24 protein-coding genes and 1 pseudogene are annotated in these 25,982 nt (G+C 38.6%); 24 read left to right on the top strand and 1 reads right to left on the bottom strand.

Annotated elements, in window-relative coordinates:
* Positions 1–147: 147 nt before the first annotated feature.
* From KX581_RS04800 to KX581_RS04710, 19 genes and pseudogenes are all read left to right on the top strand, one after another.
* Positions 148–836 (top strand): annotated as a pseudogene (locus KX581_RS04800) (BsaWI family type II restriction enzyme).
* Positions 833–1,591: a DNA-methyltransferase gene (locus KX581_RS04795; protein ID WP_001936231.1), complete on the top strand. Its 759-nt coding sequence runs from the start codon at positions 833–835 to the stop codon at positions 1,589–1,591. Before KX581_RS04800 ends, KX581_RS04795 begins: the two are co-directional and overlap by 4 nt.
* A 72-nt stretch (positions 1,592–1,663) precedes the next feature.
* Positions 1,664–4,234 carry an ATP-dependent Clp protease ATP-binding subunit gene (locus KX581_RS04790; RefSeq protein WP_231175727.1) on the top strand — a complete coding sequence of 857 codons (2,571 nt, stop codon included), beginning with the start codon at positions 1,664–1,666 and terminating at the stop codon, positions 4,232–4,234.
* Between the two features lie 56 nt (positions 4,235–4,290).
* On the top strand, positions 4,291–5,010 hold the full coding sequence (locus tag KX581_RS04785) for a cytochrome c biogenesis protein CcdA (RefSeq protein WP_198994531.1): 720 nt from the start codon (positions 4,291–4,293) through the stop codon (positions 5,008–5,010).
* 9 nt (positions 5,011–5,019) lie between these two features.
* Complete coding sequence (locus tag KX581_RS04780; RefSeq protein WP_231175726.1) at positions 5,020–6,156, top strand: amidohydrolase family protein; 1,137 nt, start codon at positions 5,020–5,022, stop codon at positions 6,154–6,156.
* Positions 6,141–7,370 (top strand): aminofutalosine deaminase family hydrolase, encoded by a 1,230-nt coding sequence (gene mqnF, locus KX581_RS04775; protein WP_231175725.1) that lies wholly within the window; start codon positions 6,141–6,143, stop codon positions 7,368–7,370. Before KX581_RS04780 ends, mqnF begins: the two co-directional genes overlap by 16 nt.
* Before the next feature lie 60 nt (positions 7,371–7,430).
* A complete protein-coding gene (locus tag KX581_RS04770; RefSeq protein WP_000780061.1) occupies positions 7,431–7,673 on the top strand; it encodes a nuclease in 243 nt (80 codons plus the stop codon).
* 9 nt (positions 7,674–7,682) lie between these two features.
* Positions 7,683–8,996, top strand: coding sequence for a tRNA (N6-isopentenyl adenosine(37)-C2)-methylthiotransferase MiaB (gene miaB, locus KX581_RS04765; protein ID WP_231175724.1), 1,314 nt, complete (start codon positions 7,683–7,685; stop codon positions 8,994–8,996).
* Between the two features lie 38 nt (positions 8,997–9,034).
* A complete protein-coding gene (locus KX581_RS04760) occupies positions 9,035–9,688 on the top strand; it encodes a lysophospholipid acyltransferase family protein (protein WP_100965604.1) in 654 nt (217 codons plus the stop codon).
* Complete coding sequence (locus KX581_RS04755) at positions 9,681–10,661, top strand: hypothetical protein (protein ID WP_231175749.1); 981 nt, start codon at positions 9,681–9,683, stop codon at positions 10,659–10,661. Before KX581_RS04760 ends, KX581_RS04755 begins: the two co-directional genes overlap by 8 nt.
* Positions 10,651–11,184 carry a hypothetical protein gene (locus KX581_RS04750; RefSeq protein WP_001212813.1) on the top strand — a complete coding sequence of 178 codons (534 nt, stop codon included), beginning with the start codon at positions 10,651–10,653 and terminating at the stop codon, positions 11,182–11,184. The genes KX581_RS04755 and KX581_RS04750 overlap by 11 nt, the downstream gene beginning before the upstream one ends.
* Positions 11,181–11,720, top strand: coding sequence for a hypothetical protein (locus KX581_RS04745; protein ID WP_000803090.1), 540 nt, complete (start codon positions 11,181–11,183; stop codon positions 11,718–11,720). Before KX581_RS04750 ends, KX581_RS04745 begins: the two co-directional genes overlap by 4 nt.
* Before the next feature lie 15 nt (positions 11,721–11,735).
* Positions 11,736–12,134 carry a YkgJ family cysteine cluster protein gene (locus KX581_RS04740; protein ID WP_100960057.1) on the top strand — a complete coding sequence of 133 codons (399 nt, stop codon included), beginning with the start codon at positions 11,736–11,738 and terminating at the stop codon, positions 12,132–12,134.
* Positions 12,135–12,170: 36 nt separating this feature from the next.
* Positions 12,171–13,466 carry a tetratricopeptide repeat protein gene (locus KX581_RS04735; RefSeq protein WP_231175723.1) on the top strand — a complete coding sequence of 432 codons (1,296 nt, stop codon included), beginning with the start codon at positions 12,171–12,173 and terminating at the stop codon, positions 13,464–13,466.
* The gene (locus KX581_RS04730; protein ID WP_180629314.1) at positions 13,454–14,011 is read left to right on the top strand and encodes a beta/alpha barrel domain-containing protein; all 558 of its coding nucleotides are present in this window, start codon (positions 13,454–13,456) and stop codon (positions 14,009–14,011) included. The genes KX581_RS04735 and KX581_RS04730 overlap by 13 nt, the downstream gene beginning before the upstream one ends.
* 56 nt (positions 14,012–14,067) lie before the next feature.
* The gene (locus KX581_RS04725) at positions 14,068–14,319 is read left to right on the top strand and encodes a YfhL family 4Fe-4S dicluster ferredoxin (RefSeq protein ID WP_000055470.1); all 252 of its coding nucleotides are present in this window, start codon (positions 14,068–14,070) and stop codon (positions 14,317–14,319) included.
* A gap of 9 nt (positions 14,320–14,328) precedes the next feature.
* Positions 14,329–15,783 carry a Ppx/GppA family phosphatase gene (locus KX581_RS04720; protein WP_231175722.1) on the top strand — a complete coding sequence of 485 codons (1,455 nt, stop codon included), beginning with the start codon at positions 14,329–14,331 and terminating at the stop codon, positions 15,781–15,783.
* Positions 15,780–16,808: a lipopolysaccharide heptosyltransferase I gene (gene waaC, locus KX581_RS04715; protein WP_231175721.1), complete on the top strand. Its 1,029-nt coding sequence runs from the start codon at positions 15,780–15,782 to the stop codon at positions 16,806–16,808. The genes KX581_RS04720 and waaC overlap by 4 nt, the downstream gene beginning before the upstream one ends.
* On the top strand, positions 16,798–17,784 hold the full coding sequence (locus KX581_RS04710) for a lipid A biosynthesis lauroyl acyltransferase (protein ID WP_231175720.1): 987 nt from the start codon (positions 16,798–16,800) through the stop codon (positions 17,782–17,784). The genes waaC and KX581_RS04710 overlap by 11 nt, the downstream gene beginning before the upstream one ends.
* A gap of 99 nt (positions 17,785–17,883) precedes the next feature.
* On the opposite strand, the gene tgt is transcribed toward KX581_RS04710, so the two are convergent.
* Positions 17,884–18,999 (bottom strand): tRNA guanosine(34) transglycosylase Tgt, encoded by a 1,116-nt coding sequence (gene tgt, locus KX581_RS04705; RefSeq protein WP_231175719.1) that lies wholly within the window; start codon positions 18,997–18,999, stop codon positions 17,884–17,886.
* Between the two features lie 56 nt (positions 19,000–19,055).
* On the opposite strand from tgt, the gene KX581_RS04700 reads away from it, so the two are divergent.
* Genes KX581_RS04700 through KX581_RS04680 form a run of 5 tightly spaced genes read left to right on the top strand, consistent with a single transcriptional unit; the run spans position 19,056 to position 25,982 of the window.
* Positions 19,056–20,492, top strand: a complete 1,437-nt coding sequence (locus KX581_RS04700; RefSeq protein WP_231175718.1) for a COG3400 family protein — start codon at positions 19,056–19,058, stop codon at positions 20,490–20,492.
* Between the two features lie 4 nt (positions 20,493–20,496).
* On the top strand, positions 20,497–21,528 hold the full coding sequence (gene aroB / locus KX581_RS04695; protein WP_231175717.1) for a 3-dehydroquinate synthase: 1,032 nt from the start codon (positions 20,497–20,499) through the stop codon (positions 21,526–21,528).
* A complete protein-coding gene (locus tag KX581_RS04690; RefSeq protein ID WP_231175716.1) occupies positions 21,519–23,090 on the top strand; it encodes a mechanosensitive ion channel family protein in 1,572 nt (523 codons plus the stop codon). The genes aroB and KX581_RS04690 overlap by 10 nt, the downstream gene beginning before the upstream one ends.
* Complete coding sequence (gene mtaB / locus KX581_RS04685) at positions 23,087–24,343, top strand: tRNA (N(6)-L-threonylcarbamoyladenosine(37)-C(2))-methylthiotransferase MtaB (RefSeq protein ID WP_231175715.1); 1,257 nt, start codon at positions 23,087–23,089, stop codon at positions 24,341–24,343. The genes KX581_RS04690 and mtaB overlap by 4 nt, the downstream gene beginning before the upstream one ends.
* Entirely contained in the window at positions 24,330–25,982 is a 1,653-nt protein-coding gene (locus KX581_RS04680) for an AAA family ATPase (RefSeq protein WP_231175714.1), read from the top strand. Before mtaB ends, KX581_RS04680 begins: the two co-directional genes overlap by 14 nt.

Below are 25,982 nucleotides of genomic sequence, written 5' to 3'. Positions count from 1 at the left end.
AATATATGATTCATTAGCAATACTTTTAAGCAGAATATCTAAAATTTGCATTTCATTATTTATCATAAGTTTGTTTTAAATGCGAGCCATTATAAAAAAGTTTTGTATTATAATTTGATGGATTTCTATGGATTAAAGGTGTTTGGATTGGGTTTAGCCGATGTTATTTTAGAGCGTTTTAAAGATTTCATGAGAGGACAACCTGAGCCTTACAAGTTTTTACAGGTTTTTTATGTGCAAGAAAAAGAACGCTTTTTAAACGATAAAATGAACGATTATATCAAGCAAAATAAAAGCAAGGAAGAAGCCAGTATTTTGGCCAGACAAGGCTTTGTCAGTGCGGTTGGAAGAGCGTTAGAAAAAATCATAGAACTTTTATTAAAAGATTTCTGTATTAAAAACAATGTCAAAATGACGAACGATAAAATCTTAAGGGCTAAGCACATTAATGGCGAATTAGATAAAGTCAAACGGGCTTTATTGGTGCATTTTGGAGAGTATAGCGTTTTGCCAGATATTATTCTTTATCAAACCAACAAGGATAATGTCAAAATCCTAGCGATTTTATCGGTAAAAATTCGTTTAGAGAGCGTTTTACAGAGACGCCTTATTGGAAATTAAAGCTTTTGCAATCGCCTATAACTTCTCACATTAAAGTTTTCATGATAACACCGGATAATGATGATGAAATCAGTTTTAAAGATAAGCCTAAAAAAGCCAGGATCGTCATGGAACATGAATTAGACGGCCTTTATTTAGCCAAAAGCCATTTTGATCAAAGCCCTAAAATCAAGGGCATAGAGAATTTATTAGAAGATTTAAAAAGGCTTTTATGAAACCTTATTTCAGTTTGGAGAAGTTGGATTTATACCATGGCGATGCGAGCGTTTTAGAGACTTTTGAAAAAGGTTTTTATGATTTGTGCGTTACTTCACCGCCCTATAATTTGAGTATTGAATATCAGGGGAGTAATGATTTTAGGGCTTATGATGATTATTTGAATTGGTGTAAAAATTGGCTTAAAAATTGTTATTTTTGGGGTAAGGAACAGGCGAGGTTGTGTTTGAATGTCCCTTTGGATACGAATAAACATGGCAAGCAAAGTTTGGGGGCTGATATTACTATAGTGGCTAAAGAATGCGGTTGGAAATATCAAAATACGATCATTTGGAATGAAAGCAATATTTCAAGACGCACCGCTTGGGGGAGTTGGCTGCAAGCTAGCGCGCCTTATGCGATCGCTCCTGTGGAGTTGATCGTTGTTTTTTATAAAAACGAATACAAACGAAAAAAACAAACTTCTACGATAAGCAAAGAGGAATTTTTGCTCTACACGAACGGGCTATGGAGTTTTAGCGGAGAGTCTAAAAAACGTTTAAAACACCCAGCCCCATTCCCAAGGGAATTACCCAGGCGTTGCATCCAATTGTTTTCTTTTTTGGAAGACACGATTTTTGATCCTTTTAGCGGATCTGGCACGACTATTTTAGAGGCGAACGCTTTAGGGCGTTTTAGCGTGGGTTTAGAGATTGAAAAAGAATATTGCGAATTGTCTAAAAAGCGTATTTTGGAGAGTTTGTCATTAGTGTGAGCGTTTTAAGAACCTTTGAGGGTTAAAATAGTGTAAAATAGTAAAGATTTTAAAACTCAAAAAGGATTGATAATGAATTTATTTGAAAAAATGACTGACCAATTGCATGAGACTTTAGACAGCGCGCTCGCTCTAGCCTTACACCACAAAAACGCTGAAGTAACGCCCTTGCACATGCTTTTTGCCATGCTTAATAACTCCCAAGGCATTCTCATTCAAGCCTTACAAAAAATGCCTGTGGATATTGAAGCTTTAAAACTTAGCGTTCAAAGCGAGTTGCATAAGTTCGCTAAAGTCTCACAAATCAGCAAGCAAAATATCCAATTAAGCCAAGCTTTAATCCAAAGTTTAGAAAACGCTCAAGGCTTGATGGCTAAAAGGGGCGATTCTTTCATCGCTACCGATGTGTATCTTTTGGCGAATATGAGCCTTTTTGAAAGCGTTTTAAAGCCTTATTTAGACACTAAGGAATTGCAAAAAACTTTAGAATCTTTAAGAAAAGGCGCGACTATTCAAGGTAAAAACGATGATTCCAATTTGGAAAGTTTAGAAAAATTTGGCATTGATTTGACGCAAAAAGCCCTAGAAAATAAGCTGGATCCGGTGATTGGAAGAGATGAAGAAATCATTCGCATGATGCAAATTTTGATAAGAAAAACAAAAAATAACCCTATTTTATTAGGTGAGCCTGGAGTGGGGAAAACGGCGGTTGTGGAAGGGTTAGCCCAACGCATTGTGAATAAGGAAGTGCCTAAAACGCTTTTAAACAAACGAGTCATCGCTTTAGATTTAAGCTTGTTGGTGGCTGGGGCGAAATACAGAGGCGAGTTTGAAGAGCGCCTAAAGAAGGTGATTGAAGAAGTTAAAAAAAGCGCGAATGTGATTTTATTCATTGATGAAATCCACACGATTGTAGGGGCTGGGGCTAGTGAGGGGGGCATGGATGCGGCTAATATTTTAAAACCCGCGCTCGCTAGGGGGGAATTGCACACGATTGGAGCGACCACTCTAAAAGAATACCGCAAGTATTTTGAAAAAGACATGGCGCTACAAAGGCGTTTCCAACCCATTTTACTCAATGAGCCTAGCATCAATGAAGCTTTACAGATTTTAAGGGGGTTGAAAGAAACTTTAGAAACGCACCATAATATCACCATCAATGACTCCGCGCTCATAGCGAGCGCTAAACTCTCTAGCCGTTATATCACCGATAGGTTTTTACCCGATAAAGCGATTGATTTGATTGATGAGGGGGCGGCTCAATTAAAAATGCAAATGGAATCAGAGCCGGCCAAACTCTCTAGCGTGAAGCGCTCCATTCAAAGACTGGAAATGGAAAAACAAGCCCTTGAAATGGAAAAAAAAGAGAGCAATGCCAAACGCATGCAAGAAATCCTTAAAGAATTGAGCGATTTGAAAGAAGAAAAAATCCAATTAGAAGCGCAATTTGAAAACGAAAAAGAAGTGTTCAAAGAAATTTCACGCTTGAAAATGGAAATGGAAAGCTTGAAAAAAGAGGCTGAGAGGTTTAAGCGCAATGGGGATTACCAGCAAGCGGGCGAAATTGAATATTCTAAAATCCCTGAAAACAAAAAGAAAGAAGAAGAATTGCAGCGTAAATGGGAAGCGATGCAACAAAACGGGGCGTTGTTGCAAAACGCTTTAACCGAAAACAACATCGCTGAGATCGTGAGCCAATGGACGCATATCCCGGTCCAAAAAATGCTCCAAAGCGAAAAAAATAGGGTTTTAAACATTGAAAGCGAATTGCAAAAAAGAGTGGTGGGGCAAGAAAAAGCAATCAAAGCGATCGCTAAAGCGATTAAAAGGAATAAGGCCGGGCTTAGCGATAGCAATAAACCCATAGGGAGCTTTCTCTTTTTAGGGCCAACGGGTGTGGGTAAAACCGAGAGCGCTAAAGCTTTGGCGCAATTCTTGTTTGATAGCGATAAAAATCTTATAAGAATTGACATGAGCGAATACATGGAAAAACATGCCATAAGCCGTCTTATTGGGGCTGCTCCTGGGTATGTGGGCTATGAAGAAGGCGGGCAATTGACCGAAGCGGTGCGCAGAAAACCCTATAGCGTGGTGCTGTTAGATGAAGTGGAAAAAGCCCATCCGGATGTGTTTAACCTCTTGTTGCAGGTTTTAGATGAAGGGCATTTAACCGATAGTAAGGGCGTGAGGGTGGATTTCAAAAACACGATTTTGATTTTAACCAGCAATGTGGCTAGCGGCGCGCTTTTAGAAGAAAATTTGAGTGAAGCCGATAAACAAAAAGCGATTAAAGAGAGTTTGAGGCAATTCTTCAAGCCAGAATTTTTAAACCGCTTAGATGAAATCATCTCCTTTAACGCCCTAGATAGCCATGCCGTCGCTAATATCGTGGGGATTCTCTTTGAAAACATTCAAAAAAAAGCGCTTGAAAGAGGCATTAATATAACCCTAGACGAAGAGGCAAAAGAATTGATCGCTGAAGCGGGATTTGACAGATTTTATGGCGCTAGACCCTTAAAGCGTGCACTCTATGAAATGGTAGAAGACAAGCTCGCTGAACTCATCTTAGAGGATAAAATTAAAGAAAATGACAGCGTGGCGTTTGTGGTAGAAAATAACGAAATTGTGTCTAAGATTAAGTGAGGTTTGGTTATTCTAAAAAAGATAAGAAATGGTTATTTTTAAAAAAGGATTGAATGATGTTTGATAACACGCTTGTTAATCTCTTTGACACAGCGCCTCTTTTAACTTCGCTTTTAGCTGGGATTTTAACTTTTTTAAGCCCTTGCGTGTTGCCTTTAATCCCGGCGTATATGTCTTATATTTCTCAAATTTCTTTAGAGGATATTAAAGATGGCAAGGCTAAAAGGGTTTCGGTTTTTTTAAAATCCTTGATGTTTGTGGTGGGGTTTTCGCTCGTGTTTTTGGGCGTGGGCATGTCTATGGCCAAGCTTATCCATAGCTTTTCGTTTTCTTGGGTGAATTATATCGCCGGGGGGATTGTGATCCTTTTTGGTTTGCATTTTTTAGGCGTGTTTCGTTTTTCGTTTTTGTATAAAACCCAAAGCGTTGGTTTGGCGAGCAAATCTAATAGCATGCAGCGCTTTTACCCCTTTCTTTTGGGCATGAGTTTCGCTTTGGGCTGGACGCCATGCATCGGGCCGATATTCACTTCTATAGTGATCATGAGCGCGAGTAAGGACGCTTATGGTTTAATGCTTATGGTGGTGTTTGTAATGGGCTTGGCGATCCCTTTTTTATTGGTGGCTTTAATGCTAGAAAGAGCGCTTTTGTTTTTAAAATCCTTAAAGAAATACAACCGCGCGATTGAAATTATTTCAGGGTTGGTGCTTATTTTAATGGGGATATTGATCATGACAAACTCTTTAGAAAGCCTGACGAATTTCTTGCAAAATTAGGAGGGTTTGATGCTGTTAAAAAACGCTTCGTTTTATGATGATGAGATCTTAAAAAAAGCGGATATCCGCTTAAAAGATTCTCTCATTATAGAGATTAAAGAAAACTTAAGCCCTACCAAAAGTGAAGAAGTGGTTGAGTGCACGGATTTATTCGTGCTGCCAAGCTTCATTGATTTGAGCGTTACTGGTTTGGAGGGTTATGAAAATTTAAAACAAAAGGCTTTTAAAGGGGGGGTAGGGTTACTCAATGTTTTTAATTGCGATCAAAGCGGCATTAAAAATATTATGGCGGTTAAAAACAACCAACTAGCCGACATCGCTACGCTTAAAAATAAAGGGGGGGAAATTTTAATTGCGCAATCTGACGCTTTTTTAGAACTCATCAGTCATTACGCCAAATCCTACAACTTGCCTCTTTTAATCTCTTTAGAAAATTCTTTTGAAACCCTAAATAGTGGGGCATTAGCCTATGAATTGGGGCAGAATTTTGTAGAAAATGCGTTTGAAAACACGCGCTTGGTGCGTTTTATGGAAGTTTCTAGAGCGTTACAAATCCCTATGCTTTTGGATAAAGTGAGTAGCACCGCCACGCTCAAACTCATCAAAGCCTTTAACAATTTAGGAGCGCGTTTGCAAGCCCAAACGCCCTTAAGCCATTTAATCTTAGATGAGAGCGTGTATGAAGATTATGAGCTCAGATTTAAAATCGCCCCTCCTTTAAGGGATAAGGAAGGTCAAAACGCTCTAAAAGAAGCCCTAAAAAATAACGAAATCGCCATGCTCACAAGCCTTCATGCTTTTAAAAATTCTAACGCAGAGCTTTTTGAAGAAAGCGCGTTTGGGTGCGAGAGCATAGAGGACGCTTTTAGCGTGGCTTACACTTTTTTAGTTCAAAAAAAGGTTATCAGTTTCCAACAGCTCATTAAAGTCATGGCGATCAATCAAGCGAAGTTTTTAAAACTCAATGCAGGCGAGGTTAAAGAAAACCAATTAGCCAATCTGATGATTGTAGATTTAAACGCTCAAACAAGAGTGAGTAATCAAAATTCGCCCTTTTATGGTTTGGAATTGTATGGTGAAGTGCAAAGAATGATCTTAAAAGGGCAAACCACATTTATTAAGGAGAATGCATGCAAGAAATCATAGGAGCGTCTTTAGTTTTTTTGTGTAATGAAAAATGCGAAGTGTTAGAAGATTATGGCGTGGTCTTTGATGAAAAGATTGTTGAAATAGGCGATTATCAAAGTTTAACGCTTAAATACCCCCACTTAAAGGCGCAGTTTTTTGAAAATTCCGTTCTGTTGCCCGCTTTTATCAACGCGCACACCCATTTTGAATTTTCCAACAACAAGGCGAGTTTTGATTACGGGAGTTTTTCTGGCTGGTTAGGGAGCGTGTTAAACAATGGGGGGGCGATTTTAGAAAATTGCCAAGGGGCTATTCAAAACGCTATCGCTGCGCAATTAAAAAGCGGGGTAGGGAGTGTGGGAGCGATTTCTAACCACCTGATAGAAGTTAATTTATTGAAAGAAAGCCCCTTGAATGCTGTCGTGTTTTTAGAGTTTTTAGGGAGCAGCTATTCTTTAGAAAAATTAAAGGCGTTTGAGGCCAAATTTAAAGAGTTAAAAGATTTAGAAGATGCAAAGCTTAAAGCCGCTCTCGCTGTGCATGCCCCTTATTCGGTCCAAAAAGACATGGCTTTGAGCGTCATCCAATTGGCCAAAGATTCACAAAGCCTGCTTTCTACGCATTTTTTAGAATCGCTTGAAGAATTAGAATGGGTGGAAAAATCTAAAGGGTGGTTTGAAAATTTTTACCAGCATTTTTTAAAGGAGTCTCATTTCAAATCGCTCTATAAAGGCGCGAACGATTACATTGACATGTTTAAAGACACGCACACTTTATTCGTGCATAACCAGTTCGCTTCTTTAGAAGCGTTAAAAAGGATTAAATCTCAAGTCAAAAACGCTTTTTTAATCACATGCCCCTTTTCTAACCGCCTATTGAGCGGGAAAGCGTTGGATTTAGAGAGAGCTAAAGAAGCCGGTTTGAGCGTGAGCGTGGCCACTGATGGCTTGAGTTCTAACATTTCTTTGAGTCTTTTAGACGAATTAAGGGCGTTCTTGCTCACCCATAACATGCCGTTATTAGAATTAGCTAAAATAGCCCTTTTAGGGGCGACTAGGCATGGGGCTAAAGCTTTAGCTTTGAATAATGGCGAGATAGAAGCCAACAAAAGGGCGGATTTGAGCGTGTTTGGTTTTAATGAAAAATTCACTAAAGAGCAAGCGATCTTGCAATTTTTATTGCATGCTAAAGAAGTGGAGCGCTTGTTTTTAGGGGGGAAAAGGGTGATCTAATTTGTTTTAAAGACAGAATGCGTTAAAATGAGAAATCCAAATCAATTAAGGAAAGAGTCAATGAAATTAGTTTTAGCTAAGAATACGAGAAAATCAGACGCTAAGAGCGTGGAATTAGAGGATTTGTATCGCAAATTTAGTGAAGACAAGCGTTCTATTTTCTATTTTGCCCCCACAAACGCCCACAAAGACATGCTCAAAGCGGTGGATTTTTTCAAAGAAAAAGGCCATACGGCTTATTTAGATGAGGTGAGGGTCAGCACTGATGAAAAAGATTTTCTTTATGAATTGCACATTATTTAAAGGCTTGTATTGAAAGTTTATATTGAAACCATGGGTTGTGCCATGAATTCTAGGGATAGCGAGCATCTACTAAGCGAACTATCCAAACTGGATTATAAAGAGACTAGCGACCCTAAAACAGCGGATTTGATTTTAATCAACACTTGCAGCGTGCGCGAAAAGCCTGAACGGAAATTGTTTTCAGAAATCGGTCAATTCGCTAAAATCAAAAAACCCAACGCCAAAATTGGGGTTTGTGGGTGCACCGCAAGCCACATGGGAGCGGATATTTTGAAAAAAGCCCCGAGCGTGAGCTTTGTGTTAGGGGCTAGGAATGTGTCTAAAATCTCTCAAGTGATCCATAAAGAAAAAGCGGTTGAAGTGGCAATTGATTATGATGAAAGCGCGTATGCGTTTGAATTTTTTGAAAAAAAGGCTCAAATCAGATCGTTACTAAATATCTCTATAGGTTGCGATAAGAAATGCGCTTATTGCATTGTCCCGCACACTAGGGGGAAAGAAATTTCTATCCCTATGGATTTGATTTTAAAAGAAGCTGAGAAATTAGCGAATAACGGCACTAAAGAGCTCATGCTTTTAGGGCAGAATGTGAATAATTACGGCGCGCGTTTCAGCAGCGAGCATGCGAAAGTGGATTTTAGCGATTTGTTGGATAAATTGAGTGAAATCCAAGGCATTGAAAGGATACGATTCACTTCGCCTCACCCCTTGCACATGAACGATGGATTTTTAGAGCACTTTGCCAAAAACCCTAAAGTGTGCAAGAGTATCCACATGCCCTTACAGAGCGGATCTAGCGCGGTGTTAAAGATGATGCGAAGGGGTTATAGTAAAGAGTGGTTTTTAAATCGGGTGGAGAGGTTAAAAGCTTTAGTGCCTGAAGTGGGCATTAGCACGGATATTATCGTAGGCTTTCCTAATGAGAGCGATAAGGATTTTGAAGACACGATGGAAGTGTTAGAAAAAGTGCGCTTTGACACGCTCTATAGTTTCATTTATTCCCCACGCCCTTTCACTGAAGCGGGAGCTTGGAAAGAAAGAGTACCATTAGAGGTTTCATCTTCAAGGTTAGAGAGGTTGCAAAACAGGCACAAAGAAATTTTAGAAGAAAAAGCCAAGTTGGAAGTGGGTAAAACGCATGTGGTGTTGGTGGAAAATAGGCGTGAAATTAATAATCAAATCGTGGGTTTTGAGGGGCGTAGCGATACGGGGAAATTCATTGAAGTAACTTGTAAAGAAAAAAGAAACCCGGGTGAGCTTGTAAAAGTGGAGATTGTTTCTCATTCCAAAGGGCGCTTGATAGCGGCCATTAAAGGCAACTAATCAAAATAACCAATGAAGAGCGGGTTTAAAGGCGAGAATTGAGCTTAAAATTTTTCAGGAAAAATATCGTTTTAAAGGTTGTCCCTCGTTTGGCGTTTGGAGTCCTTTGGTTGTTGCATAAAACTTGTAAAAACCGCTATTTTTTAGCTCAAAATTTAAAAGAAAAACCCTTTATTGTAAGCTGTTGGCATGGGGAGCTTGGCATGATCGGATTTGCGTATTTAAGGCTTGAAAAACCTTCTGTTTATGTGATCGCAAGCCAGCATTTTGACGGCTCTATTGCGGCGGGTTTGTTTGAAAGCTTTGGTTTTAAAAACATTAGAGGCTCTAGCAAAAAAGGGGGGGTTAAGGTTTTGATAGAAGGGCTTAAACGATTGAAAGAAGGTTGCGATGTCGCTATCACTCCTGATGGCCCCAAAGGCCCACGACACAGCATAGCGGATGGGGTGATCGCTTTAGCTCAAAAATCAGGCGTGGGGATTAGCGCTTGTCGGGTGGTTTGTAAAAACGCATGGCGGTTGAACACTTGGGATCAATTTGAAATCCCTAAGCCTTTTAGCGAAGTGTATTATTACATGCTAGAATCGGTAATCATCCCTAAAGAATGGGAACTTTCAAGGGCTAAAGAATATTTAAAGACGCGCATGGATTCTGTTGGGTTTGAAGAACCTCAAAGGGGTTTGGGTGCTTAAGGGGTTAAAAAAAGCGTTTAAGGAGAGGTTTTGCTCTCAAGTGTATATCTCTTTTAATGTGGATCACAATCTTTTATCCACTCAAGTCATAAGGATCAAAAACGATCGCATTAAAGAGAAATTTTTTAAAACTTTTGAGACTAAAGTGGAGACTAAAAATGGTGAAGTCCCTATTCAAGCCTTAAAAATCGCCAGAAGTTATAGCCAAAAATACCCCTACACTTATTTTAGCGCGATGAGTAAGGCTAAAGAGGTTTTATGCGAAAAACAGGCGTTTGAACAAATCAAACAAGAAAATCAAGATTATCATGCTTGTGAAGTCAATCAAAAGTATTGCGTTTATGTGGAATCTAAGGATTTTTTAAAGGATTTCAAGCGTTTTAAAATCCAGGATGTGGATTTTTTGTTTTCGCCTTTTAGCCTTATTTATGATTTTGTGCGCGATCATTTAGAAAATAAGCCGTTGTTGTATTTGCTTTTGGAGCGTTCAAGATTTTATTTTTTGATTGCGGATAAAAAAGAGATTTTTTTAGCCAAATCCGTGTTTTTAGAAGAACAACCTGAAGAGTTTATAGAGAGCAAGGAAGAGGATTCTATGGAAATGGATAATGAGGCTGTGAATTTGTTTTTGAGTGAAATCCAAGAAGATATTGACAGCCTTGAAGAAGCGATAGGCCTAGACAGCAGTAAGGATAATAGCGAAAAAAATGAGAACGCTTATAGTTTGATTGAAGGCATGACGAATATCCCCTTAATTGCAGATGTTTTGCAAGAGGGATTGCACAGCGTCTATCATTCTAGAGAGATAGACTTTGTAGAAAAAGTGGTTGTTTTAGACAGCTGTCAAATCCACCACAAAGCGTTAATGCATTTGCAAGAAACTTTGATGATAGAAGTGGATAGGCTTGATTTTTCTTTAGTGGAGCACTTGAATATTTTAGCGCGCATGGAGAATGAAAAGTATGCGTTTTAGCTATATTGAGCCAAGAGCGAAATACCTTATCAGCAAGCTTTCTAAAATTTGGGTTTTTTACATTTTTTTATCTTTTGTGGTAATAGGGGGGTTAGTGTGGTTTATGCACAACGCTATTAAAAGCACTCAAGACAACGCGTCCAGTTTGACGATCCAAGAAAGGCTCTACCGCCATGAAATCAGCCGCTTGCAGGTTAAGACTGATGAAACCTTAAAACTCATTAAAGAAGCCAAAAAGCGTTTGAATTACAATGATGATATACGAGATGTTTTGCAAGGGCTTTTGAATATTGTGCCGGACTCCATCACTATTAATAGCATTGAAATAGACCAGCAAAGCGTGGTGGTTAGTGGTAAAACCCCTTCTAAAGAAGCCTTTTATTTTTTGTTTCAAAACAAATTAAACCCCATGTTTGATTATTCTAGGGCGGAATTTTTCCCTTTAAGCGATGGGTGGTTTAATTTTGTCTCCACCAACTTTTCTAATTCCTTACTGATAAAAAATCCGGAGTCTATTAAATGAAGCCATTGCATTTTTCACACTTAGACAGAGAGCAATCAGGCGATGTGGGTTTTATCATCAAAAACCTTATTTTTTTAGGGGTTTTTTCCTTATTGGGTTGGCTCAATACCGAGTATTTTCTATGGCCTAGCATGCTGGAATTAAAAAAAATCCTTTTAGAAGAAAATCGTAAAAAAAGCGTTTTAGAATACGCGCAAAGGCATTTTGAAACAGCCCTAGCGAACTATCGCAATCAAAAAGAAACCAGCGAATCCTTATTAAAGATTTTTAATGATGAAGAGTCCAGGCGGATCTTAGAAAAGATTTTAAAAAAATGTTTTGATGCTTATAAAATCAAACCCTTGCTCTCTCAAAACCCTCTTCAAAAAACCCAATTTTTCATCATGGCCAGAGCGAGCGAATTGGAAAAAACCTATCTTTTTTTCACCTTAATCAACAAATATTTACCGAGCGCTCAAAGCCAATTGCCCTTAAAAATTTCTAAAGATGATGAAGGGCTGTTGGTGCAATTTAGCGTGAGTATTGATCTCCAATAGGATAGGGGTAGTTTAATGCAAGATTTTGATTTTAGTTTTAATCCTAAGGCATGCGAGAGTTGTGGGGCAAAGTGTTGCGTGGGGGAAAGCGGGTATATTTTTTTGAATATCCAAGAAATGCAACAAATTAGCGCTTTTTTAAAATTGGAATTAGAAGAATTCAGTCAAAAATACGTTAAAAAGGTAGGGTATAAGTTCTCTTTATTAGAAAAAGACGCTAAAGAGTTGGGTTTGGCGTGCGTGTTTTTGGATTTAGAAACCAAAAAATGCCAGATTTATAGTGTGCGCCCTAAACAATGCCAAACTTTTCCTTTTTGGGAGAGCGTGAAAACTTTCTCTAAAGAGCAAAAAAAGGCTTTTTGCCAGAGCTGTCCGGGCATCACACAAAAAACCAAAGAAACTAAAGTGCGCTAAAATTCACTTTAGTTACACAAAAAAGGAAATAAAATAATGAATATTCAAATAAAGAAAAGGTTTTTAGCGAGTTTGTTGTTTTTGAGCTTGTTTTCTTGCCTCAACGCTGAAACCCTTTCAGAAGACCATCAAATTTTATTGAGTTCAGACGCTTTCCATAGAGGGGATTTTGCTGCCGCTCAAAAAGGCTATATGAATCTCTATAAGCAAACCAATAAGGTGGTGTATGCTAAAGAAGCGGCCATTTCAGCGGCGAGTTTAGGGGATATTAAAACCGCTATGCATTTAGCCATGCTCTATCAAAAAATCACCAATAATCGTAACGATGTTTCTATCAATAAGATTTTAGTGGATGGCTATGCGCAAATGGGGCAGATTGATAAGGCGATTGAATTGCTGCACAAAATCCGTAAAGAAGAAAAAACCATAGCCACAGACAATGTGTTAGGGACTTTGTATTTGACTCAAAAGCGTTTGGATAAGGCTTTCCCGTTGTTGAATAAGTTTTATAACCAAGTGCATGATGAAGACAGCCTAGAAAAACTCATTACGATCTATTTTTTGCAAAATCGTAAAAAAGAGGGCTTGGATTTGTTGCAATCTCATATAGACAGGTATGGTTGCTCAGAGCAATTGTGCCAAAAAGCGCTCAACACTTTCACGCAATTTAACGAGCTTGATTTGGCTAAAACGACTTTTGCTCGTTTGTATGAAAAAAACCCTATTGTTCAAAACGCCCAATTTTACATAGGGGTATTAATCTTGTTAAAGGAGTTTGATAAGGCCCAGCAAATCGCAGAATTATTCCCATTTGATAGGCGTTTGTTGTTAGACCTATACACCGCGCAAAAAAAATTCGCTCAAGCTTCCAAACAAGCTTCTTTGATCTATCAAGAAAAAAAAGACCCTAAATTCTTAGGGTTAGAGGCTATTTATCATTATGAAAGTTTGAGCGCGAAAAATAAAAAACTCACCAAACAAGAGATGCTACCTATCATTCAAAAATTAGAGCAAGCCACCAAAGAGCGCCAGCAAATCCTCGCTAAAACTAAAGACAAAGAAGACGCGCAAGACGCTTTCTTTTATAATTTTTTAGGGTATTCCTTAATAGATTATGACTTAGATATTAAAAGGGGTATGGATTTTGTGAGGAAAGCCTTAGCGTTGGATTCTGGCTCAGTGCTTTATTTGGATTCTTTAGCATGGGGTTATTACAAATTAGGGAATTGTTTGGAGGCTAAAAAAATTTTTTCTAGCATCGCTAAAGAGTCTATCCAAGCCGAACCCGAATTAAAAGAGCACAATAAGATCATTCAAGAATGCAAGAAATAGGGATTTTAGAAAATTTACAAAAAAGCTTAGCCTTAAAAGAGGGCATGCTTTCTTATGAAATGCTAGGTAAAAGCCTGTCGTATAACCCTTACTTGCCTAGGATCATTCCTCAAACTAAAGATTGTGTTTTTGTAACCCCTGATGAGATTTTAGAAAAGCTTTTGAATGAAAACACCCACACCGATTGCGTCATTGTCAATTTCAAAGGATTATACGAAATAGGCGCGCCAAGCGTGTTTGATTTAGAAGTTTTAGGGTTATTGCGCCGCCATGCGAGCTCTTTGATAGTCCATCAGGATCTTTTCATCAGCCATTACCAGCTTTTAGAATCGCTTGTTCAAGGATCTGATGGGGTCATTTTAGATGAAGAGCTTTTAAAAGAAGATCTAAAAGGCATGGTAGAATTCGCTTGGCGTTTGGGTTTGAGCGTGTTTGTAGAAACCCACAAACAAGACTACACCCATTTAAAAGATTTAGGGGTTTTAGGCGTGTTGGAAAATAGCCCCCATTCTTATAATCAAAAAAAAATAGTCTTTTTAGATTGAATTTTAAGCTAATTTAGAGTAAAAATCGTATTCAAACTTTTTAAAAGGAGTTAGTCATGTCATTATTGGTGAATGATGAATGCATTGCGTGCGATGCTTGCAGAGAAGAATGCCCTAGTGAGGCGATTGAAGAGGGAGATCCCATTTATAATATTGATCCAGACAGATGCACAGAGTGTTATGGGTATGATGATGAGCCTCGTTGCGTGAGCGTATGCCCTGTAGATGCGATTTTACCGGATCCTAACAATGCAGAGAGCAAAGAGGAATTGAAATACAAATACGAAAGCTTAAAAGAGCAAGATTAAAGGCTAGCAATGGCTAAAATCACAACCGTGATTGATATAGGCTCTAATTCAGTGCGTTTGGCTGTCTTTAAAAAGACGAGCCAGTTTGGGTTTTACTTGCTTTTTGAGACTAAGTCTAAGGTTAGGATTTCAGAGGGTTGTTATGCGTTTAATGGAATCTTACAAGAAATCCCCATGCAAAGAGCCGTTAAAGCCTTGAGCGAATTTAAAGAAATCGCCCTCAAATACAAAAGCAAAAAAATCTTGTGCGTGGCGACCTCAGCGGTGCGCGATGCCCCTAACAGATTAGAGTTTGTAGCGAGGGTGAAAAAGGCTTGCGGTTTGCAAATCAAAATCATTGATGGGCAAAAAGAAGCGCTCTATGGCGGGATCGCGTGTGCGAATTTGTTGCATAAAAATTCAGGGATCACGATAGATATTGGAGGGGGTAGCACCGAGTGCGCATTGATTGAAAAAGGCAAGATTAAGGACTTAATCTCGCTTGATGTTGGCACGATTCGCATTAAAGAAATGTTTTTAGACAAGGACTTAGATGTCAAATTGGCTAAAGCCTTTATCCAAAAAGAAGTCTCTAAACTGCCCTTTAAGCACAAAAATGCCTTTGGGGTGGGGGGGACGATTAGGGCGTTGAGTAAGATACTCATGAAACGCTTTGATTACCCTATTGATTCTTTGCATGGTTATGAAATAGATGTGCATAAAAATTTAGCGTTCATTGAAAAAATCGTCATGCTCAAAGAAGATCAATTACGGCTTTTAGGGGTGAATGAAGAGCGTTTGGATAGTATCAGGAGCGGGGCGTTGATTTTATCAGTCGTTTTGGAGCATTTAAAAACTTCTTTGATGATCACTAGTGGGGTAGGGGTGAGAGAAGGCGTGTTTTTGAGCGATTTATTACGAAACCATTACCATAAATTCCCCCCTAATATCAACCCCTCTCTCATCTCTTTAAAAGATCGCTTTTTGCCCCATGAAAAGCACAGCCAAAAGGTCAAAAAAGAATGCGTGAAATTGTTTGAAGCCTTGTCGCCTTTGCATAAAATAGATGAAAAATACCTTTTCCATTTAAAGATTGCGGGGGAATTAGCGAGCATGGGTAAGATTTTAAGCGTCTATTTGGCCCACAAGCACAGCGCGTATTTTATTTTAAACGCTTTGAGTTATGGCTTTAGCCACCAGGATAGAGCGATCATTTGCTTATTGGCGCAATTCAGCCATAAAAAAATCCCTAAAGACAACGCTATCGCCCACATGAGCGCGATGATGCCAAGCCTTTTAACCTTACAATGGCTGAGTTTTATCCTTTCTTTAGCCGAAAATTTGTGCCTGACAGACAGCCATCATCTAAAATACACGCTAGAAAAAAACAAGCTTGTGATCCATTCTAACGATACGCTTTACTTGGCTAAAGAGATGCTCCCTAAACTCATTAAGCCCATTCCTTTGACGATAGAGTTTGCTTGAAAATAGCGATTGTCAGGCTTTCAGCGCTTGGGGATATTATCGTTGGCGCGGTGTTTTTGGCGGTGATTAAAGAGTGTCTGCCTAACGCCCAAATAGAATGGTTCGTGGATGAAAGATTTGGAGCGATTTTAGAGCATTCCCCTTATATTGATAAATTACACCCCATCGCTTTAAAAAGCACACTTACAACCTTTAACCCTTTGAAGATTTTCAAACTTTTTAAATCTTTAAGGGCTTATGAATACGATATAGTCATTGACATGCAAGGCCTAGTCAAATCCGCTCTCATCACTCAAATGTTAAAAGCCCCTAAAAAAGTCGGCTTTGATTACGCTTCGGCTAGGGAGGGTTTGAGTGCGTTTTTTTACTCGCAAAAAGTTTCTATCGCTTATAATGAGCCTGTTTTAAAGCGCAATTTCACGCTCCTTTCTCATGCCCTAAACTTGCCCCAAAAAGAAATTTTAAAAGAAATTTCAGAGGGCTTAAGCTCTAGGGCTAAAGTGTTTTCTTACCAAGATTCTCCAAAAATTGATGCGTTAAATTTGAATAAAAACAAGCTAAAAATCCTTTTTGTTTTAGAAACTTCTAAAATCAATAAAACTTACCCCATAGAGCGTTTTAAAGATCTGGCGTTAGCGTTAGAAAATTTTCAAATTTGCTTGTTATGGCATGCTGATGAAGATAAGGCTAATGCGCTTTATGGCGCCTTAAAAAACCAGTGCGATGCGTTATTGCTCCCTAAACTCACTTTAAACGAAGTTAAGGCGTTGCTCTTTAAAATGGATTTGATTATTGGGGGCGATACGGGCATCACGCATTTAGCATGGGCGTTGCAAAAGCCTAGCATCACCCTTTATGGCAACACGCCCATGGAGCGTTTTAAATTAGAAAGCCCGATCAATATTTCGCTCACCGGTAATTCAAACGCTAACTACCATAAAAAGGATTTTTCTATCCAAAACATAGAGCCTAAAAAAATTAAAGAATGCGTTTTAAACATTTTAAAGGAAAAGAATGACTTATAAAGAACGACTCATACACGAAAAAATATTAAAACAAGACGACAAGGGTTTGAAAACGGAATTGCACATTTTGAGTATTTTTATCGTGGAATCTTTAGTGAATATTCTAGGGTTTGTTTTAGCTAAAATGCCCCATTCGTGGTTTTTAAGGTGCATTAAAGCTGTGGCGTGGCTGATGAAAACTTTTGATAGGCGCCGTTATTTTGACGCTAAAGCCAATTTGGATTTTGTGTTTGGAGATTCTAAAAGCGAAGAAGAGAAAAAAAGGATTATTAAAAAGGGTTATGAAAATTTTGCTTTCATTATCTTAGAAACCATTAGAGTGATCTTTATCCCTAAAGATGAATACGACGCTCGTTTCACGCTCATCAATGAAGAAAATGTGTGGAAGTCTTTAAACAAGGAAGGCCAAGCGATCACTTTATGCATGCATTTTGGCTATTGGGAAGCGGTAGGCACGACTTTAGCGCAATATTATGAGGACTATGGTAGGGGGTGCTTGGGGCGTTTGACTAAATTCGCTCCCATCAATCACATGATTATGAGTAGGCGAGAGGCGTTTGGGGTGCGTTTTGTCAATAAAGTGGGAGCGATGAAAGAACTCATTAAAATGTATAATCAAGGCAATGGCTTGGTGGGGATTTTAGTGGATCAAAATGTCGTGCCTAAAGATGGGGTGGTGGTGAAATTCTTTAATAAAGACGCTACGCACACCACGATCGCTTCTATTTTATCGCGCCGTTACAATATAGACATCCAGCCGGTATTCATTGATTTTAATGACGATTATTCGCATTACACAGCGACTTATTACGAAAGTATCCGCTCTCAAATCACCGATAATGCTGAAAACGATATTTTAGAATGCACGCAAGCCCAAGCGAGTTTGTGCGAAGAGGTGATTAGAAACCACCCGGAAAGTTATTTTTGGTTCCACAGGCGTTTTAAAAGCACCCACCCTGAGATTTATCAAAGATAGGGTTTTGTTTTAATCAAAAATTAAAAACTAAAGCCTTATTTTTAAGAAAACTTTTATTGATGGTAAAAAACGCTTTTTAGTATTTTTGCATTCCATCATTCAATGAGAGCGAGAATTATATTTCTCCAAAAATTCTTTTTTAAAACTCAAAAACCGCTTTTCTAAAATGGCGTTTCTGGCGTTTTTAACCAGCTCTAAATAAAAATGCAAATTGTGCAAGCTGGCCAAACGAGCGTAAGTGAGTTCTTTAGCCCTAAAGAGATGGTGCAAATAGGCTTTAGAGTAGCGTTTGCAAGCATAACATGCACAATTTTCTTCAATAGGGGTGTTGTCCAATTTATAGGGCACGTTTTTGATAGAAATTTTGCCAGAATGCGTGAAAAGGGTGGCGTTTCTGGCGTTTCTGGTGGGCATCACGCAATCAAACATATCCACCCCCAAACCGATAGCGTCTAGGATATTTTCAGGCGTGCCTACACCCATTAAGTAGCGAGGCTTGTCTTTGGGGAGCAAGGGGGCGGTGTGCGCGATGGTTTCTAGCATTTCATCTGCGCTTTCCCCCACCGCTAAACCGCCTATAGCGTAGCCATCAAAACCTTTATGCGTTAATCCCACGCTAAGGCTTCGCATTTTCAAATGCGTCCCGCCTTGGATAATGGCAAAAAGGTTGTTGTTGGGGCGGTTTTTTTGCTTGTGGTATTCTAGGCTAAGATTCGCCCATTTAGCGCTTCTTTTAATGGATTCTTCAAGGCGTTTTAAGGGAGCGGGCAAACCCACTAAATCGTCTAAAACCATCATAATATCGCTATTTAAAGAATATTGAATGTCCAAAACTTTAGCGGGCGTGAACAAATGCTTGCTCCCATCAATATGGGATTTAAAAACAATCCCGTCTTCTTGCAATTTGACATTATCGCTCAAACTAAAGGCTTGAAACCCTCCACTATCGGTTAAAAAACTCCCATGAAATTGAGCGAAGCGATGCAAGCCCCCTAACTCTTCAACGATCTTTTCGCCCGGTCTTAAATACATGTGATAGGTGTTGGCTAAAATGAGTTTGGCACCTAAAATGTCTTGCATGTCGGTAGCGTCTAAAGATTTGATGCAGCCTTGCGTGCCTACTGGCATAAAAACAGGCGTTGCCACTTGAGAATGGGCTAAATTTAAAAGACCAGCTCGCGCATTATTGTCAGTCGCTTGGAGTTGAAAATCCATCGTTTAAGCCTTAATCTTGGATATAATGGCGTAATCATTTTTTAGGAAGTTTTGAATTGAAAAAAATCGCCCTTATTTTAGATGGCATTGTAGCAAAAAATTTTTTAGACTTGGTGCTAAGGCATTATTCTAATCATAATTTTTATATAGTGGTTGTCAAAAATGAGAGCCTTATCCCTAAAAACTACCCGAGCACTTTCGCTTTTCATTGTTTTGATGCGACTTCTAGTTTCAGGCTTTTGCAAGCGTTAAACGATGAGGTGAGCGATGCGTTTTTAATCATACAAGATTTTAAAGAACAGCGCATCATTCATAAAATCATTCAAACCCATTTCAAACGCATGCGCGTGGTTTTGAGCGTGAAAAGAGATGGTGAAAAAACTTTAGAAAATAATGAAGAAAATAAAGATGAAAAGCTTATTTTAATTGATGAATTTGAAGTTTTAGCCAATAAATTCATTTCTCGTTTGCCTAATATCCCTAGCACCCCTAGAGAGTTTGGGTTAGGCAAGGGCGAGATCATGGAGATTGATGTGCCTTTTGGGAGTATTTTTGCTTACAGACATATTGGCTCTATCAGGCAAAAAGAATACAGGATTGTAGGGCTTTATCGTAACGATGTTTTGTTGCTCTCCACTAAATCTTTGGTTATCCAGCCACGAGACATTCTCTTAGTGGCGGGTAATCCTGAAATTTTAAACGCGGTGTATCTCCAGGTCAAAAGCAATGTGGGGCAGTTCCCAGCCCCCTTTGGTAAGAGCATTTATTTATACATTGATATGCGCTTGCAGAGCAGAAAAGCGATGATGCGCGATGTGTATCAAGCCTTGTTTTTGCACAAACATTTAAAGAGCTACAAGCTCTATATCCAGGTTTTACACCCCACTAGCCCTAAGTTTTACCATAAATTTTTAGCACTAGAAACCGAAAGCATTGAAGTGAATTTTGATTTTTATGGGAAAAGTTTTATCCAAAAACTCCATGAAGACCACCAGAAAAAAATGGGTCTAATCGTGGTGGGCAGAGAGCTTTTTTTATCTAAAAAACACCGAAAAGCCTTGTATAAAACAGCCACCCCGGTTTATAAAACCAACGCTTCCGGCTTGTCTAAAACCTCTCAAAGCGTGGTGGTTTTGAACGAAAGCTTGGATATTAATGAGGACATGTCTTCAGTGATCTTTGATGTGTCTATGCAAATGGATTTGGGCTTGTTGCTCTATGATTTTGACCCTAACAGGCGCTATAAAAACGAGATTGTCAATCATTATGAAAATTTAGCCAACGCGCTCAACCGCAAGATTGAGATTTTTCAAACCGATATTAGAAATCCTATCATGTATCTCAATTCTTTAAGAAATCCCATTTTGCATTTCATGCCTTTTGAAGAGTGTATCACACACACGCGCTTTTGGTGGTTTTTATCCACTAAAGTGGAAAAATTAGCGTTTTTAAACGACGATAACCCTCAAATTTTTATCCCTGTAGCGGAGTGAAAGAATGCAAGAAATTGTAATCCCTTTAAAAGAAAAAAGCTATAAAGTGTTTTTGGGGGAACTGCCTGAAATAAAATTGAAACAAAAAGCTCTCATCATTAGCGATAGCATCGTGGCCGGGTTGCATTTATCATATTTATTAGAGCGCTTGAAAGCCTTAGAAGTCAGAGTGTGCGTGATAGAGTCCGGAGAAAAATACAAGAATTTTAATTCATTAGAGCGCATTTTAAACAACGCCTTTGAAATGCAATTAAACCGCCATTCTTTAATGATAGCCCTTGGTGGGGGAGTGATAAGCGATATGGTGGGGTTTGCGAGCAGTATTTATTTTAGGGGGATTGATTTTATTAATATCCCTACGACTTTACTCGCTCAAGTGGATGCGAGCGTGGGGGGGAAAACAGGGATCAATACGCCTTATGGCAAGAATTTAATCGGATCGTTCCACCAGCCTAAAGCGGTTTATATTGATTTGTCTTTTTTAAAAACCCTTGAAAAAAGGGAATTTCAAGCAGGGGTTGCTGAAATCATTAAAATGGCGGTATGTTTTGATAAAAACTTGGTAGAAAGATTGGAAACAAAGGATTTAAAAGATTGTTTAGAAGAAGTAATCTTTCAAAGCGTCAGTATCAAAGCTCAAGTTATTATGCAAGATGAAAAAGAGCAAAATATCAGGGCCGGGTTGAACTATGGGCATACCTTTGGGCATGCGATAGAAAAAGAGACTGATTACGAGCGATTTTTGCATGGCGAAGCGATCGCTATTGGCATGCGCATGGCTAATGATTTAGCCCTTTCTTTAGGCATGCTCACTTTAAAAGAATACGAACGCATAGAAGATTTATTGAAAAAATTTGATTTGATATTCCATTACAAAATCATTGATCTTCAAAAATTTTACGAACGCTTGTTTTTAGACAAAAAAAGCGAGGATAAGACAATCAAATTCATTCTGCCTAAAGGCGTTGGAGCGTTTGAGGTTGCTTCTCATATCCCTAAAGAAACGATCATAAAGGTGTTAGAAAAATGGCATTAAGGGTATTGTTATTCTTTTGTTTTTTGTTTTTACAAGCAGAAGATAAAAGCCAAGAGCTATTGTCCATACAAAAACAAATGGCTTTGGTGGATAAAAAACTCGCCAAAGACGATAATGTGTGGTTGAAAAAATTTGAAAACTATAAGATCTACAACCAAATTTATACCGAAAAAGAGAGCGTGAGGCAGGAATTAAGGCGTTTAAAAAACAAAAAAAGCAAGGATTTATTAAAGATTAGCACCTTAGAGCACACCTTAAAGGCTTTAGAATCCCAGCAAAAAATGTTTGAAAGCTATGGGGCCAATCCTTTTAAGGACTTGATAGAGCGCCCTAATATCCCCAATATCCCTAATATCGCTAACCCTATTGCGATCATTGATGGCATTTCTTTCATTAAAAGCATGCATTTAAAGCATGAAAGTCTTAAAAAAAACCAAACTTCTTTAGAAGAAGTTTTAAAGCTTTTAGATCAAAAACACCAGCTTTTAAATCAGTGGCACGCTTTGGATAAAAGCACGAAACTAAGCGATGAGATTTATCAAACTCAAGCCAAACGCTTGGAATTGCAAGGGGCTCAAAACATTCTAAAAACCACGATCGGGATTTTCCAAAAAGACAGCGATGAAGCTATAAGCATTGTCAAATCTCAAGTTAAAAACCAGCTTTTTAAATTGGTTTATGTGTTTTTAGCAGCCCTTTTGAGCGTGGTGTTTGCTTGGATTTTAAAAATTATTTCCAGTAAATATATTGAAAATAATGAGCGCGTCTATACCGTGAATAAAGCCATTAACTTCGTGAATGTGAGCGTGATCATTTTGATCTTTCTTTTTTCTTATTTAGAAAATGTTACTTACTTGGTAACGGTTTTAGGCTTTGCGAGTGCGGGTTTAGCGATTGCGATGAAAGATTTGTTCATGAGCTTGCTTGGGTGGTTTATTATTTTGATTGGAGGGAGCGTGCATGTGGGCGATAGGGTGCGTATCGCTAAGGGGACGGATATTTTTATTGGCGATGTGTTGGATATTTCTATGTTGCACATTACGATTTTAGAAGATGTAACCTTTACCACTTACACGAACAACAGGAGAGCGGGCCGAATTATCTTTGTGCCTAATAATTATATTTTCACCACCATGTTCGCTAATTACAGCCATTTTGGGATGAAAACGGTTTGGGATGGGGTGGATTTTTGCATTACATTTGATTCTGATTTTAAAAAAGCTTCTAAAATTGCGCTCAACATCGCTACAGAATTGTCTAAAGAATACACGGATATTACCTATAAACAGCTCAATAAAATGCGCGACCGGTATTCTTTAAGGAGTTTGAGCGTGAAGCCTCGATGCTTTTTGATGCCTGAAAGTAACGGGATAAAGATCTCGGTGTGGTATCAAACCAATTCGTATGCGACCCTGTCTTTAAGGAGCAAGATTGTGGCTGAAATTGTTGAAGCTTTTTTGAAAGAAGAAAATATCCATATCGCTTATACGACCAGCAAGCTGCTTAAAGTGGATGCTGATTTTCTAGGCGATGGTTTTGGGAACAAAAGGGAACAAAAATGAAAAAAGTCTATTTCAAAACTTTTGGGTGCAGGACGAATCTTTTTGACACGCAAGTGATGGGCGAGAATTTGAAGGATTTTAGCACGACCTTAGAAGAACAAGAAGCCGACATTATTATCATCAATTCTTGCACCGTAACCAATGGGGCCGATAGCGCGGTAAGGAGTTACGCTAAAAAAATGGCGCGATTGGATAAGGAAGTGTTATTTACTGGCTGTGGGGTGAAAACCCAAGGCAAGGAGCTTTTTGAAAAAGGGTTTTTAAAGGGCGTTTTTGGGCATGACAATAAAGAAAAGATTAACGTGCTTTTACAAGAAAAAAAGCGTTTTTTTATAGATGACAATTTAGAAAACAAGCACTTAGACACCACGATGGTGAGCGAGTTTGTGGGAAAAACTAGAGCGTTTATCAAGATCCAAGAAGGCTGTGATTTTGATTGTAATTATTGCATTATCCCAAGCGTGAGAGGGAGGGCTAGGAGTTTTGAAGAGAGGAAAATTTTAGAGCAAGTGAACCTTTTATGCTCTAAAGGGGTTCAAGAAGTGGTTTTAACCGGCACCAATGTGGGGAGCTATGGGAAAGATAAAGGAAGCAATATCGCAAGATTGATTAAAAAATTAAGCCAGATTGCTGGATTAAAACGCATAAGGATTGGGAGCTTAGAGCCTAATCAAATCAACGATGAATTTTTAGAGCTTTTAGAAGAGGATTTTTTAGAAAAACATTTGCATATCGCTTTACAGCACAGCCATGATTTCATGCTAGAAAGGATGAACCGAAGAAACCGCACCAAAAGCGATAGGGAATTATTAGAGGTAATCGCTTCTAAGAATTTTGCTATTGGCACGGATTTTATTGTAGGGCATCCGGGCGAGAGCGGAAGCGTTTTTGAAAAAGCGTTTAAAAATTTAGAAAGCTTGCCCTTAACGCACATCCACCCTTTTATTTACAGCAAACGAAAAGACACCCTCTCTAGTTTGATGACTGATAGCGTGAGCTTGGAAGATTCTAAAAAGCGTTTGAATGCGATTAAAGATTTGATTTTGCATAAAAATAAGGCGTTCAGGCTGTTGCAGCTCAAGCTCAATACGCCCCTAAAAGCCTTAGTGGAAGCGCAAAAAGACGGCGAATTTAAAGCCTTAGATCAATTCTTCAACCCCATTAAAATCAAAAGCGATAAGCCTTTAAGGGCTAGTTTTTTAGAAATCAAAGAGTATGAAATTAAGGAGAGGGAAAATCATGCCGTTTTCTAAAAATTTAGAAAACCTCACCGCTCCTTTCAAACGCATCAAAAACCGCTCGCTTGTTTTGGCGTTAGGGTTTTTGATCCTTACTTTTTGCTTGCTTCTTTTTTTAATTTTAAGCGATGTTTCTAGGCTCATATCGGGTAAGGACTTTTTTTATGTGATCCAATCTCACCCTAAGCAAACTCTAATTGAAGATGAAAATTATTTTTATGCTAACAAGGGTCTTTATAAAACCAACAAAGAAGCCTTTTTAAGAGCCTATAAAATCCCAGAAAGCATGCCCATAGAAAAACGAGAAAATTTAAGCAAGGTTTCTAAAATCTTTTTAGCGTTGCTTTTTTTCATTTCTAGCATGCTTTTTGGGATCTTTTGGCGCTTGCCTAAACGATTGGATACTAAAATGAGTTTAGAAAGCGCACACAAAAACGAATTAGAAAATGCATTCCAGCGATACGATGCGCTAGGGGTGCGTTTTGAAGATATTGCAGGGGTGGATGAAGTTAAAGAAGAATTATTAGAAGTGATAGATTATTTAAAAAACCCTAAAAAATACCAGGATTTAGGGATTTTTCTCCCTAAAGGCGTGCTTTTAATCGGACCTCCTGGAGTGGGGAAAACCATGATCGCTAAAGCCTTAGCAACTGAAGCCAGAGTGCCGTTTTTTTATGAAAGCGGGAGCGCGTTTTCTCAAATTTATGTGGGGGCTGGGGCTAAAAAAGTGCATGAACTTTTCATGCATGCTAAAAGGCATGCCCCCTCTATTATTTTTATTGATGAAATTGACGCTTTGGGTAAGGCTAGGGGAGGGCATAGGAGCGATGAAAGAGAGGCCACGCTCAACCAGCTTTTAACCGAAATGGATGGGTTTTTGCAAAACGATGAGGTGGTGGTGATAGGAGCGACTAACCAAATGGAAGTGATGGATGAAGCGCTATTAAGGAGCAAGCGTTTTGATCGGCGCATTTTCATTTCTTTACCGGATTTACTAGAAAGACAAAGCATTTTAGAAAAGCTTTTAGAAAACAAAAAGCACACGCTTAATTATCTTAAGATCGCTAAAATTTGTGTGGGTTTTAGCGGGGCGATGTTAGCGACTTTAATCAATGAAAGCGCTCTAAACGCCCTAAAACACCAACGAAGCGAAATCACTGAGAGCGACATTTTAGAAGTGAAAGACAAGATCGCTTACGGCAAGAAAAAGCCCCAAACCTTAGACGAAAACCAAAAGGAATTAGTCGCTTTGTATCAAAGCGCGAAAGCCTTGAGCGCGTATTGGCTAGAAATTGAATTTGATAAAGCGCCTTTATTGGGGGAATTTATCGCTTTTAATGAAAATAAAATCCATAGCGAGAGCGAGATTAAAAATTACATTAAAGTGTATTTGAGCGGGACGATTATTTTAGAGTTGCTCTATAAGGAGCGTTACAGTCTGTCTAAACAAGACTTGCAAAAAGCGAAATTTTTGAATGAATTTATGGCCAGTGAGCTTCTTTTAACCCCTACAAAAGAGTCTTTAAGCGTTCTTTATGAAGAGCAATTGGAGTTTTTAAAGCCACAAATTGCAGCTTGCAAGCGATTAAGCGTTCTGTTATTGGAGCAAGAATATTTAGAACATTCCAATTTGTATGATTTATTGAATGGGTGA

Source organism: Helicobacter pylori (assembly GCF_021062735.1).
Taxonomy (GTDB): Bacteria; Campylobacterota; Campylobacteria; order Campylobacterales; family Helicobacteraceae; genus Helicobacter; species Helicobacter pylori_DN.
The sequence above is the reverse complement of the archived record's forward strand: the minus strand, read 5'-3'. Positions and strand labels throughout refer to the sequence as shown.